Genomic DNA, 13,386 nt, shown 5'->3' with positions numbered 1-13,386 from the left:
TGCTTGATCGGGAAAGCACGCGTCCCGCTTGTGCATTTCCCTGCCTATACTCTCTGGAACAAGACGCAAAACCCCCACCGTTGTCGCCATGTCCAGGAGAGTTCTCATGGTTACGATGAACAGGCGCCAGTTTCTGAAGATAACCGGCGCATCCCTGGCGGGCTCCAGCCTGGCCTTGATGGGATTCTCGCCGGGCGAGGCGCTGGCGGAGGTGCGGGCCTACAAGCTGGCCCGCGCCACCGAGACGCGCAACACCTGCCCGTATTGCTCCGTGGCCTGCGGCCTGCTGATGTACAGCCTGGGGGACGGCGCCAAGAACGCCACCGCCAGCGTGATCCACATCGAGGGCGACGCCGATCATCCGGTCAATCGCGGCACGCTGTGCCCGAAGGGCGCCGGGCTGATCGACTTCATCCACAGCCCCAGCCGGCTGAAATACCCGGAATACCGCGCGCCCGGCTCGGACAAGTGGGTGCGGCTGTCGTGGGACGATGCGCTGGACCGCATCGCCAAGCGCCTCAAGGAAGACCGCGACGCCAACTTCGTCGACAAGACCGCCGACGGCAAGACGGTCAACCGCTGGCTGACCACCGGCATGCTGGCGGCCTCGGCCAGCAGCAACGAGGTGGGCTACCTCACGCAGAAGACCATCCGCAGCATGGGGATGCTGGGCTTCGACAACCAGGCGCGCGTCTGACACGGCCCGACGGTGGCAGGTCTTGCCCCGACGTTTGGCCGCGGTGCGATGACGAACCATTGGGTCGACATCAAGAACGCGGATGTGGTGCTGGTGATGGGCGGCAACGCGGCCGAGGCGCACCCGTGCGGCTTCAAGTGGGTGACGGAGGCCAAGGCGCACAACAAGGCCCGGCTGATCGTGGTGGACCCGCGCTTCACGCGCTCGGCCTCGGTGGCGGACCTGTACGTGCCGATCCGCACGGGCAGCGACATCGTGTTCCTGGGCGGCGTGATCCGCTACCTGCTGGCCAACGACAAGATCCAGCACGAGTACGTGAAGCACTACACGGACTTCACCTTCATCGTGCGCGAGGACTTCGCCTTCGACCAGGGCATCTTCTCCGGCTATGACGCCGGCAAGCGCAGCTACGACAAGACCACCTGGGACTACGAGCGCGGCGACGACGGCTTCGTCAGGACCGATCCCACGCTGGCGCACCCGCGCTGCGTCTTCAACCTGCTCAAGCAGCACTACGCGCGCTACACGCCCGAGATGGTGGAGCGCGTGTGCGGCACGCCAAAGGACAAGTTCCTCGCCGTATGCGAGATGATGGCGTCCACCGCCACGCCCACGCGCGCCATGACCATCATGTACGCGCTGGGCTGGACGCAGCACTCGATCGGCTCGCAGATCATCCGCACCGGCGCGATGGTGCAGCTGCTGCTGGGCAACATCGGCGTGTCCGGCGGCGGCATGAACGCGCTGCGCGGCCACTCCAACATCCAGGGCCTGACCGACCTGGGGCTGCTGTCCAACCAGTTGCCCGGCTACATGACGCTGCCGAGCGAGCCCGAGCAGGACTACGACAAGTACATCGCCGCGCGCGCGCTCAAGCCGCTGCGACCCAACCAGCTCAGCTACTGGCAGAACTACCCCAAGTTCCACGTCAGCCTGATGAAGGCGTGGTGGGGCGACGCCGCCACCGCGGACAACCACTGGGCCTACGACTACCTGCCCAAGCTCGACAAGCTGTACGACCTGCTGCAGGTGGTCGAGTTGATGAACCAGGGCAAGATGAACGGCTACATCGCGCAGGGCTTCAACCCGCTGGTGGCCGCGCCCAACAAGGCCAAGCTCGCGGCCGGGCTGGCCAGGCTCAAGTTCCTGATCGTGATGGACCCGCTGGCCACCGAGACCTCCGAGTTCTGGCGCCACGCCGGCGAGATGAACGACGTCGACCCGGCGCGGATCCAGACCGAGGTGTTCCGCCTGCCCACCACCTGCTTCGCCGAGGAAAACGGCGCGCTGGTCAACTCCGGGCGCTGGCTGCAATGGCACTGGAAAGGCGCCGAGCCGCCGGGCGAGGCGCGCAGCGACCTGGAGATCATGGCCGGGCTGTTCCTGCGCATGCGCAAGATGTACCAGGCCGACGGCGGCAAGTTCCCCGACCCGATCCTCAACCTGACCTGGCCCTACGCGGACCCGTACAGCCCGAACCCGGAAGAACTGGCCCGCGAATACTCCGGCCGCGCCATCGCCGAGCTCAAGGATCCCAAGGACCCCGCCAAGGTGACGCGGCGCGCGGGCGAGCAGTTGAGCGGCTTCGCCGAGCTGCGCGACGACGGCAGCACCGCCAGCGGCTGCTGGATCTTCTGCGGCGCCTGGACCAGCGCCGGCAACCAGATGGCGCGGCGCGACAATACGGACCCCACCGGCATCGGCCAGACCCTGAACTGGGCCTGGGCGTGGCCGGCCAACCGCCGCGTGCTGTACAACCGCGCCTCGTGCGATCCGGCCGGCAAGCCGTTCAACCCGGCGCGCAAGCTGATCGGCTGGAACGGCACCGCGTGGGGCGGCGCCGACGTGGCGGACTTCAAGGCCGACGAAGACCCGGCCGGCGGCATGGGGCCGTTCATCATGAACCCGGAAGGCGTGGCGCGCTTCTTCGCCCGCGCCGGCATGGCCGAGGGGCCGTTCCCGGAACACTACGAGCCGTTCGAGACGCCGCTGGGCTACAACCCGCTCAACGACAAGCAGCCGCAGGCCACCAGCAACCCGGCCGCGCGCGTGTTCAAGGACGACCTCGCGGCGATGGGCAAGGTCGCGCAGTTCCCGCACGTCGCCACCACCTACCGGCTCACCGAGCATTTCCACGGCTGGACCAAGCACGCGCGCATCAACGCCATCCTCCAGCCCGAGCAGTTCGTGGAGATCGGCGAGGCGCTGGCGAAGGAGCTCGGCATCGTCGCGGGCGACCGCGTCAAGGTGTCGTCCAACCGCGGCTTCATCAAGGCGGTGGCGGTGGTCACCAAGCGGCTCAGGGCGCTGCAGGTGGACGGCAAGACGCTGCACACGGTGGGCATCCCGATCCACTGGGGCTTCACCGGGCTGGCGCGGCCGGGCTTCATCACCAACACGCTGACCCCGTCGGTGGGCGACGGCAATACGCAGACGCCGGAGTTCAAGTCCTTCCTGGTGAAGGTCGAGAAGGCCTAGCGAAGACGCGGGAACATAGGGACATAAGGGACACAGGGGAACGTCATGGCACTGCAGTCTCTCGACATCCGCCGGCGCTCGGCCACCACCACGCCGTCGACGCAGGTGCGCGCGCCGGCGACCGGCACCGTGGCCAAGCTGATCGACACCACCAAGTGCATCGGCTGCAAGGCCTGCCAGGCGGCGTGCATGGAATGGAACGACCTGCGCGACGAAATCGGCCACAACGTGGGCGTCTACGACAACCCGGCCGACCTGAGCGACCATTCCTGGACCGTGATGCGCTTCTCCGAATACGAGAACCCCAACGGCAACCTCGAATGGCTGATCCGCAAGGACGGCTGCATGCACTGCGACGATCCCGGCTGCCTCAAGGCCTGCCCCTCGCCGGGCGCCATCGTGCAGTACACCAACGGCATCGTCGACTTCCAGGAAGAGAACTGCATCGGCTGCGGCTACTGCATCACCGGCTGCCCGTTCAACATTCCGCGCATCTCGAAGCAGGACCACAAGGCCTACAAGTGCACGCTGTGCTCGGACCGCGTCGGGGTGGGCCAGGAACCCGCCTGCGTGAAGACCTGCCCGACCGGCGCCATCGTCTTCGGCACCAAGGAAGACATGAAGCAGCATGCCGAGGAGCGCATCGTCGACCTCAAATCGCGCGGCTTCGACAAGGCCGGCCTGTACGACCCCGCGGGCGTGGGCGGCACGCACGTGATGTACGTGCTGCACCACGCCGACCAGCCTTCGCTCTACCACGGCCTGCCCGACACGCCGCGCATCAGCCCGCTGGTGGGCCTGTGGAAGGGCCTGGCCAAGCCGCTCGCGGTGGCCGGCATCGCCGTCACCGCGCTGGCGGGCTTCTTCCACTACATCCGCGTCGGCCCCAACGAGACCAGCGAGGAAGACGAGGAAGCCGCGCGCGCGGAACTGGCCCGCGAGCCGCGCGCGGCCGACGAGGAGGGACGCCATGAAACCCGCTGACAGGCCCGGCCTGATCCTGCGCTACACCGCCGGCGAGCGCACCAACCACTGGATCGTCGCCATCAGCTTCGTCCTGCTGGCGCTGTCCGGGCTGGCGCTGTTCCACCCGTCGATGCTCTGGCTGAGCAACGTGCTCGGCGGCGGCACCTGGACGCGCATCCTGCACCCGTTCCTGGGCGTGCTGATGTTCGTCTCGTTCGTGCTGCTGGTGCTGCGCTTCTGGCGCCACAACATGCTCAACGCCAACGACCGCGTGTGGCTGCGCCACGCCGGCGACGTGCTCGCCAACCACGAGGAAGCGCTGCCCGAGGTCGGGCGCTACAACGCCGGCCAGAAGCTGCTGTTCTTCCTGATGGTGCTGTGCATGCCGTTGCTGCTGCTGTCGGGCATCGTGATCTGGCGCGTCTACTTCTCCGCGTATTTCCCCATCGAGGTCATCCGCGTCTCGGCGGTGGTGCACGCCATTTGCGCCTTCGCGCTGATTTGCGGCATCATTGTCCACATCTATGCGGCGTTGTGGGTCAAGGGCTCGGTCGCGGCCATGACGCGCGGCACGGTGACTTACGGATGGGCCTGGAAGCACCACCGCGCGTGGTTCCGGGAAGTCTTCAGGCAAGGCAACAAGTAGCGCCACAAACAGCGCCGGACGCAGGCTGCCGCCCGCACCGGCGGCGCCTGCGGCGTCCCCGCCGGGATGCCGTTCCACGGAACCGGGACGATCATGGTGCAGCGCATTCTCCAACCCCACGAAATCGAGTCGCTCGACCACGTCGCGCTGGCGCGCCTGCGCCTGCCGCCGCGCGCCGGCGTCTTCGCCGCGCGCGCGCAGCGCCTGCGCCAGCTTGCCGGCGGCAACCCGATCGGCGCCTATCTCGCCCTGATGGCCACCGTGGCCGAGGCCCAGGAAGCGGCCGCCGCCAGCCTGGACTTGCCGCCGCCCGACGCGCACGCCATCGCGCTGGCGCGCGAGCATCGCATGCCGCCGCTGGCCGCCGCCGGCGGCCACGGCGACGGCGCGTGGCACGCCGCGCTGGTGGCGCTGCTGGCCGCCTTGCAGGTCGCGCCCGGCCTGCCGGCGGCGGCCACCGCGGCGCTCGCGCGGCTGGCCGCGCTGCCATCGCATGCGCTGGCCGCCCAGGCGCAGGCCCTGCTGGGCGGGCGCGACGACGAAGCCGACCCCGCCATCGCGCCGTTCCTGATGGCCGCGCTCCAGGTCGGCTGGACCAGCCGGGCCAGCCAGCTCGCCGAGGCCGACGTGCCGGCGCTCGACGTGCACACCGTGTGCCCGGCATGCGGCACGCTGCCGGTGGCCAGCATCGTGCGCATCGGCGGGCGCTACCAGGGCCTGCGCTATCTCCATTGCGCGCTGTGCGCCACCGAATGGCACATGGTGCGCATCAAGTGCAGCCATTGCGAATCCACCGAGGGCATCACCTACCACGTCGCCGAGAACGAGACGGCCCGGCGCGAGGCCACGGAAAAAAGCGACGGCCTGCACGCGGTCAAGGCCGAGTCCTGCGAGCACTGCCATACCTACCGCAAGATCTGCTACATGGAAAAGGACATGGAGGTCGAGCCCGTCGCCGACGACCTCGCCACGCTGGCGCTGGACGTGCTGATGGGCGAGGCCGGCTACGCGCGCGCCAGCGGCAACCCGCTGCTGTGGCAGGGAGCGCAGTCTTGAGCGCGCTCGACGATGGCACGCCCGCCATGCCCACCGCGCCCGCCCTCGCCGGGCCGGCGGACATTCCCTCGCTCGACCGCCTGCTCAACGCGCCCGAGCTGCAGCCGCTGCTGGCCAGCCACGGCCGCACCCAGGTTACGGCCACGCTGCGCGGCCTGCTCGACGGCTGCCGCGCGCAGGCGCTCGCCGGGCGGCTGGCGGCCGGCGCGGTGGCGCCCCGGGCGCTGGCCGACGCGCTGGGCGCGGCGCTGGCGCGCGCCGCCGAGCCGCGCCTGCGCGCGGTGTTCAACCTCACCGGCACCGTGCTGCATACCAACCTCGGCCGCGCCCTGCTGCCCGACAGCGCGGTGCAGGCGGTGGCGCGCGCGCTGACCGCGCCGGCCAACCTGGAATTCGACCTCGCCAGCGGCGCGCGCGGCGACCGCGACGACCTCGTCGAGGACCTGCTGTGCGAGCTCACCGGCGCCGAGGCCGCGACCGTGGTCAACAACAACGCCGCGGCCGTGCTGCTGATGCTCAACGCGCTGGCGCAGCGGCGCGAGGTGGTGGTCTCGCGCGGCGAGCTGGTCGAGATCGGCGGCGCCTTCCGCATCCCCGACATCATGCAGCGCGCCGGCGCGCGGCTGGTCGAGGTGGGCACCACCAACCGCACCCATCCGCACGACTACGCCGACGCCATCGGCCCGCGCACCGCGCTGCTGATGAAGGTCCATTGCAGCAACTACCAGGTGACCGGCTTCACGCGCAGCGTGGAGGTGGCCGAGGTGGCGGCGCTGGCCGCGCCGCACGGCCTGCCGGTGGTGGTGGACCTCGGCAGCGGCACGCTGGTGGACCTCACGCGCTGGGGCCTGCCGCCCGAGACCACGGTGCGCGAGACCATCGAGGCCGGCGCCAGCCTCGTGACCTTCAGCGGCGACAAGCTGCTCGGCGGGCCGCAGGCCGGGCTGATCGTCGGGCGCGCCGAGCTGATCCGCAAGATCAAGAAGAACCCGCTCAAGCGCGCGCTGCGCGTGGGCAAGCTGACGCTGGCCGCGCTCGAGCCCGTGCTGCGGCTCTACCGCGCGCCCGAGCTGCTGGCCGACAGCCTGCCCACGCTGCGCCTGCTCACGCGCGCGGCGCCGGACCTGCACGCGCAGGCGCTGCGCCTGCGCCCGCTGCTGCAGCCGGCGCTCGGCGACGCCTACCTCGTCGCGGACGCGCCGATGTTCAGCCAGGTCGGCAGCGGCGCGCAGCCGGGCAGCCAGTTGCCGAGCCACGGCCTGGCCATCACGGCGGCAGGCGGGCGCCGCGCCGGCGCCGGGCGCCAGCTGCAGCGGCTCGAAGCGGCGCTGCGCGCGCTGCCCCGCCCCGTCATCGGCCGCGTCGCCGACCAGACCCTGTGGCTGGACCTGCGCTGCCTGGAACAGGCCGACGAGGCCGCCTTCTGCGCCCAGTGGCAGGCGCTGCGCCCATGATCGTCGGCACCGCCGGGCACATCGACCACGGCAAGACCACCCTGGTGCATGCGCTGACCGGCGTCGACACCGACCGCCTCAAGGAAGAGAAGGCGCGCGGCATCTCCATCGCGCTCGGTTATGCCTACACGCCGCTGCCCAACGGCGACGTGCTCGGTTATGTCGACGTGCCCGGCCACGAGCGCCTGATCCACACGATGGCCGCCGGCGCCAGCGGCATCGACCTGGCGCTGCTGGTGGTCGCCGCCGACGACGGCGTGATGCCGCAGACGCGCGAGCACGTGGCCATCGTCGAGCGGCTCGGCATCGCGCGCGCCGCGGTGGCGCTGACCAAGGCCGACCGCGCCGGCGCCGCGCGCCTCGACGCGGTGCGCGGCGAGATCGCGGCGCTGCTGGCCGGCACGCCGTTCGCCGGCGCGCCGGTGTTCGCGCTCGACGCCACGCGCGCCGGCGACGCCGGCGTGGCCGCGCTGCGCGCCTGGCTGCACGAAGCCGCGCAGCAGGTGCCGCCGCGCGGCGCGGACGGCCTGTTCCGGCTGGCGGTGGACCGCGTGTTCACGCTGCCCGGCCACGGCACGGTCGTCACCGGCACGGTCCTCGGCGGCCAGGTCCGCGTTGGCGACACCATGCAGGTCGCGCCGTCCGGCAAGCCGGCGCGTGTGCGCAGCATCCACGCGCAGCAGCGCCCCGCCGACACCGGCCGCGCCGGGCAGCGCTGCGCGCTCAACCTGGCCGGCATCGACAAGGACGCGGTCAACCGCGGCGACTGGATAGCCGATCCCGCGCTGGTCGCGCCCTCGGTCCGCATCGACGTCTCGCTCGCCCTGCTGCCGCAGGCGGACCTGCGGCTCGCGCACTGGACGCCGCTGCACGTCCACCTCGGCACCACGCACCAGCTGGCCAACGCCGTGCTGCTCGACACCGAAGCGCTGGAACCGGGCGGCACCGCGCTGGCCCAGCTGGTGTTCGCCGCGCCGGTCTGCGCGCTGCCCGGCGACCGCTTCATCGTGCGCAACGCGCAGGCCAGCCAGACCGTGGGCGGCGGCACCGTGCTCGACCCGTTCGCGCCCGAGCGACGCCGCCGCACCGCGCGGCGCCTGGCGTGGCTGCGGGCGCTGCGGGAAATGACCGAAGGCGCCGGGCTGGCGCCGCTGCTGGCGCAGGCCACCCACGGCATCGCCACCGCGCGCCTGGCCTGCCTGACCGGCAGCGGCCCGGCCGGCTGGCGGCTGCCGGCCGACGCGCTGACCGTGCCCGCGGCGGGACATGCCGATGCCTGCGTCATCCTCGCCGCGCACTGGCAGGCGCTGCAGCGCACCGTGCTCGACACGCTGGCCGCGTTCCACGCGCGCCTGCCCGACGAACCCGGCCTCGACGCCGGCGCCCTGCGCCGCGCGGCCCTCGCCGGCGCGCCGGCGCTGCCGGACGCGGCCTGGGGCGCGCTGCTCGACACGCTGGTCGGACAAGGCGCCCTGCGCCGCAACGGCGCGTGGCTGCAACTGCCGTCGCACGCCGTCACGCTGTCGGACGAAGACCTCGCGCTGGCGCAGCGCATCGCGCCGATGCTGGCGGCCGGCGGCTACGACCCGCCCTGGGTGCGCGAACTCGCCGCGGCCCGCAACGTGCCGGAAGACAGGATGCGCCAGCTATTGCGCCGGATGGCGCGCCAGGGCACGCTGCACCAGATCGTGCCCGACCTGTTCTACGACGACGGCCGCGTGCGCGAACTGGCCGCGCTGGTCGCCACGCTGATCGCGCAACATGGCAGCGCCGACGCGGTGCGCTTTCGCGACGCCACCGCGCTGGGCCGCAAGCGCGCCATCCAGATTCTGGAGTTCTTCGACCGCGTCGGCTACACTCGGCGCGTCGGCAACGGCCGCGTGCTGCGGCCCGGCAATGCGTGGCAGGCCGGTGCCGGCCGCGTGTAGTCCGTGCAGTCCGTGCAGTCCTGTAGCACCCGCAAGTCCATGTAGTCCGCGAAGGAAGGCATGCGTATCCGGTGATGCGGCCGGGCTTCAAACCCGGTTGGGGGCGTCAGCCGTTCCCAGGTAGGTTCGACTCCTGCTGCTTTCCGCCACGAGGTTTTCCGGTTTCTTGCCGGACACGGCAACAGGCAAGGATTTGCACAGGGCGCGCTTTCTTGCCTTTCCCGCGGGTTTTCGAGATTGGATGGCGCCCGGCTGCGCCAGACTGGCGAAATGATGCCCGGCCTCCGGCCGGAGATCGTCCGCCACGCGCCACGCCTCGCCCTCCAGATCGTCAGCGAATCCCTGCCCCGGCGCGGGGACGAGGCCCCGATCCGATTACTGTATATCCATACAGTAAACTCAACTATATGCACTCGGCCCAGGATGGCCCATACACTGTATATTCGTACAGTATCCAAACCGCTGCATTACCTGATTAACGCAGCCACCATCCGGAGAGTCGCCGTCATGTCCGATACCCGCGCCATCAAGTACATCGTCGTGCCATACCGTCAGGGCAAAGGCGACTCGCTCCAGCCCGGCGAGATCCGCCAGGCCTCCAGCGAGGTCGGCGCCATCCGCATCGCCAGCGCAATGGCGTCCAGCTTCGCCGGCGTCGCCGCCTACGAAGTGCTGGTGGACGAGGAAACGGGCGAGATGGGGTCGCCGCGCATCCTGGTGCAGGAGGGGAGCATTCCGGCGCTTGGCGAGTGAGGCAAGAGGGGGTATGCGGACGAGGGCGTGGCTGCAGAGCCCGCACCGCTTCGGGCAGATCAGGCGGGCAGCCTGAATCTTCTTCTGATCGGAATCTCAAGAGACCTCATTTGCGGCCTTTCGAGACGGCGAACGCGGTCCGACCTTTCGTGCTCGGAAGAAGGAACTGGTCATTCGCGGCAACTGTTGCCGGCGCCAGTCTCCGTTCTTCAGTCGGTCACGACAAAGTGCACCATGATCCGCTCAATGTTGTCCGAAATTTGATACTTTTTTACGGACAGATGGCTTGCCAGTTGTCTGGAAAAAATATACAAATATCGGACAAGGAGCCCCACATGTCCGCCCTCAAGTCCAGAATCTCCGCATTGATCGATGCCGCCGCATGCAGCCAGGTTTGGGTGCCGTCCGATTTCGCCGATCTCGGAAACCGGGATGCGATCGACAAGGTATTGCAGCGCATGGTCGCGGCAGGAGAACTGCGGCGAATCGAACGAGGCCTCTACGACCGGCCCTCGATGAACCAGCTGACGAACAGTCCCACCACGCCGGACTATCGCGCCGTGATAGCGGCAATCGCGCGGCGGGACCAGTTGCGGATGCTGGTGGACGGCCTGACGGCGGCGAACGACCTGGGGCTGACCGATGCCGTTCCCGCCCGCGTCGTCGTCCATACGGATGCCCGGCGCCGTGGCGTGCGGCTAGGCAACCTGGATATCCAGTTCAAACACACCGCGCCAAGCCGCCTGTACTGGGCAGGCCGCCCCGCCATGCGCGTGGTGCAGGCCCTTTACTGGCTGAAGGACATGCTGGCATCCGACCGCGCCCACATCCTCGGCCGGTTGCGGGATGTCCTCGCCGGCTCGGCGAACGGCGATGCGATCCGCGAGGATCTTGCGGGCGGGCTGTCGATGATGCCGGCCTGGATGCAGGACATCGCGCGGGATCTGCTCCACGCGGACGCCCCGCCCGCGCACCGCAGGCCGACACCGGCGCCGGCCGCCGCCGCCGCGGACATGCCGGGGTAAAGGTTGAACCAGGCCTACCGGCAAATCCTCGCGGCTTCCGATGCCGACCGGCGCGACCTGTTCCTGCGCACCGCCACGCGCCTGGGCACGGCCGTGCAGAACGTCGAGAAGGATTTCTGGGTGTGCTGGACCCTGGACGTACTGTTCAACCGGCTGCCCGACGGCGGGCCGCGATTGCTGTTCAAGGGCGGCACTTCCCTGTCCAAGGCATTCGGCCTGATTACCCGCTTTTCGGAAGACATCGACGTCACGGTCTTTCGCGACGATCTTGGCCAGCAGGCGAGCGCCGCCGAACTTGATGCGCTGAGCGGGAAGAAGCGCCGCGAGCGGCTCAACGCGATCAAGGAAGCCTGCCAGGCCTATGTCGCCGGCGCCCTGAGAACTCGGATAAGCGCGTGCGCTCTCGCGGCAATCGGCGAAGGGCGTTTCCTGCTTGAGCCGGACCCGGGCGATGCGGATCGCCAGAGCCTGCTTTTCTGGTACCCCGCCGTCACGCAGGAGGCGGGAGGCTACGTCCGCTCGGCCGTCAAGATCGAGTCGGGAGCCAAGTCGGCCCTCGATCCGCACGTCCCCGCCAGTGTCACGCCCTACGTTGCCGGCGACGTGCCGGGGCTGGACCTGGCCGTGCCGGACATCACCACCGTAGAAGCGAAACGCACGTTCTGGGACAAGATCATCATCGTGCACGGACTGCGGCAATGGCACGACCGCCGCGCCGAACTCCGGCATGGCGGCCAGCGGGTTTCCCGCCATTACTACGACCTGCACCAGCTCTTGCGAATTGCCACGGCGCATGGCTGGACCGGCGATGGCCTGCTTGCCCTGGACTGCGTGCGACACGCAAGACTCTTCTTCGGCAGCGCGGACCTGGGACTCGACGCCGCGCGGCCCGGCGCGTTCACCCTGGTCCCGGCGGGAGCCATGCGCGATGCGCTGGCAAGGGACTACGCGGCGATGGCGGGCATGGTCTTTGGCAACGCGCCGGCATTCGATGCGGTGCTCGATGCCGCTGCCCGCCTGGAACAGGCCGTCAATGTCATCGGCTCGTAGCATCGGCTAGCCGGCCAGCCCGCCGACCGATGTTTCGCCCATCGGCCCTCCCGCACTCTCCCGCCGCTCCCAGCCCCCTGCCCGGCACTTTTTTGCTCCCCCCTTCCGCCCCGGCGGCCTACTATGCATTGGTCAGGCGTACCGCCGCGACCGCCGCGCACCGCCCAGGCCACCGAACCGGAGGAATGCAAATGGACCGTCGTTCTTTCCTGAAAGCGGGCGCCGCCGCGCCCGTGCTGGCGGGCGCAGCCGGGATTCCCGGGCTGGCCCGCGCCGGCGCGCCAGGCGCCGAGGCGTTGCCGGCCGCCGAGGGCTGGCGTGTCTATGAAGTCACCACGGAGGTGACGCTGCCGCCCGCGGCCGCGCCGGCCAGCGTGTGGGTGCCGATCACCGCCGGGCGGATCGGCGACTACCAGCGCACGCTGTCCACCACCTGGGCCGCGCCCGGCGCACGCGCGGAAGACACCCGCGCGCCCGGCTACGACGTGCGCATGCTGGCGCTGAACTGGCCCGCCGCCGCCGAAGGCCAGCCGCTGCATGCCACGCTGACCAACGTGGTGGCGCTGCGCGACCGCAAGGCGGATCTCGGCCAGCCGCCGTCGTCGCGCGGGCCGCGCGAATCGGCCGAGACCCTGCGCGAATACCTGCGGCCCACGCAACTGCTGCCGACCGATGGCATCGTCAAGGCCACCGCGCAGCAGATCACCGCCGGCGCGCCGGACGACATGACGCGCGCCCGCGCGCTCTACGAATGGGTGGTCGACCATACCTGCCGCGAGGCCAGCGTGCGCGGCTGCGGCGTGGGCGACGTGGCGGCCATGCTGCGCGCGGGCGGCATCATGGGCGGCAAGTGCGCGGACATCAACGCGCTGTTCGTGGCGCTGGCGCGCGCCTCGGGCATTCCGGCGCGCGATGCCTACGGCGTGCGCGTGGACAATTCCGCATACGGCTTCAAGGCGATGGGCAAGGCCGGCGACATCTCCAAGGCGCAGCACTGCCGCGCCGAGTTCTACAACGCCGGCTACGGCTGGGTGCCGGTGGACCCGGCCGACGTGCGCAAGGTGGCGCTCGAGGAGGTGCCCGGCGGGCTGCCGATGACGCACTGGAAGGTGCGCTCGGCGCGCGCGATGCTGTTCGGCGCCTGGGAGATGAACTGGGTGGCCTACAACCACGGCCACGACGTGGCGCTGCCGGGCAGCAAGGCGGCGCCGGTGCCGTTCCTGATGTACCCGAACGGCGAGACCGTCGCCGGCACGCTCGACAGTGTCGATCCCGCCGCGTTCGGCTACCGCATCGCCTCGCGCCGCATCGCATAGGGAGACCCATGACGGCA

10 protein-coding genes and 1 tRNA gene are annotated in these 13,386 nt (G+C 70.1%); all 11 read left to right on the top strand.

The window, feature by feature from the left end; genetic code table 11:
- Positions 1-106 precede the first annotated feature (106 nt).
- Positions 107-3,175 carry a formate dehydrogenase-N subunit alpha gene (fdnG, locus tag ACWTPI_RS22510; RefSeq protein WP_155888070.1) on the top strand — a complete coding sequence of 1,023 codons (3,069 nt, stop codon included), beginning with the start codon at positions 107-109 and terminating at the stop codon, positions 3,173-3,175.
- A 45-nt stretch (positions 3,176-3,220) separates the two neighbouring features.
- The gene (fdxH, locus tag ACWTPI_RS22505; protein ID WP_020203093.1) at positions 3,221-4,159 is read left to right on the top strand and encodes a formate dehydrogenase subunit beta; all 939 of its coding nucleotides are present in this window, start codon (positions 3,221-3,223) and stop codon (positions 4,157-4,159) included.
- The gene (locus ACWTPI_RS22500) at positions 4,146-4,787 is read left to right on the top strand and encodes a formate dehydrogenase subunit gamma (RefSeq protein ID WP_454732765.1); all 642 of its coding nucleotides are present in this window, start codon (positions 4,146-4,148) and stop codon (positions 4,785-4,787) included. The genes fdxH and ACWTPI_RS22500 overlap by 14 nt, the downstream gene beginning before the upstream one ends.
- Positions 4,788-4,880: 93 nt before the next feature.
- Entirely contained in the window at positions 4,881-5,843 is a 963-nt protein-coding gene (gene fdhE / locus ACWTPI_RS22495) for a formate dehydrogenase accessory protein FdhE (protein ID WP_454732764.1), read from the top strand.
- Positions 5,844-5,869: 26 nt separating this feature from the next.
- Positions 5,870-7,297, top strand: coding sequence for an L-seryl-tRNA(Sec) selenium transferase (selA, locus tag ACWTPI_RS22490; RefSeq protein WP_454733993.1), 1,428 nt, complete (start codon positions 5,870-5,872; stop codon positions 7,295-7,297).
- On the top strand, positions 7,294-9,225 hold the full coding sequence (gene selB, locus ACWTPI_RS22485) for a selenocysteine-specific translation elongation factor (RefSeq protein ID WP_454732763.1): 1,932 nt from the start codon (positions 7,294-7,296) through the stop codon (positions 9,223-9,225). Before selA ends, selB begins: the two co-directional genes overlap by 4 nt.
- Before the next feature lie 53 nt (positions 9,226-9,278).
- A tRNA-Sec gene (locus ACWTPI_RS22480) sits at positions 9,279-9,374 on the top strand.
- Positions 9,375-9,732: 358 nt separating this feature from the next.
- Entirely contained in the window at positions 9,733-9,978 is a 246-nt protein-coding gene (locus tag ACWTPI_RS22475) for a hypothetical protein (RefSeq protein WP_020204001.1), read from the top strand.
- A 335-nt stretch (positions 9,979-10,313) separates the two neighbouring features.
- Positions 10,314-11,003 carry a DUF6088 family protein gene (locus ACWTPI_RS22470; RefSeq protein ID WP_454732762.1) on the top strand — a complete coding sequence of 230 codons (690 nt, stop codon included), beginning with the start codon at positions 10,314-10,316 and terminating at the stop codon, positions 11,001-11,003.
- Between the two features lie 3 nt (positions 11,004-11,006).
- Positions 11,007-12,053, top strand: coding sequence for a nucleotidyl transferase AbiEii/AbiGii toxin family protein (locus ACWTPI_RS22465; RefSeq protein WP_454732761.1), 1,047 nt, complete (start codon positions 11,007-11,009; stop codon positions 12,051-12,053).
- 191 nt (positions 12,054-12,244) lie between these two features.
- Positions 12,245-13,369 carry a transglutaminase-like domain-containing protein gene (locus ACWTPI_RS22460; protein ID WP_020204004.1) on the top strand — a complete coding sequence of 375 codons (1,125 nt, stop codon included), beginning with the start codon at positions 12,245-12,247 and terminating at the stop codon, positions 13,367-13,369.
- The last annotated feature ends 17 nt before the right edge of the window (positions 13,370-13,386 follow it).

The organism is Cupriavidus ulmosensis (assembly GCF_977008105.1).
Note: the sequence above shows the minus strand (reverse complement) of the source record. Positions and strands in the feature narration are given on the sequence as shown.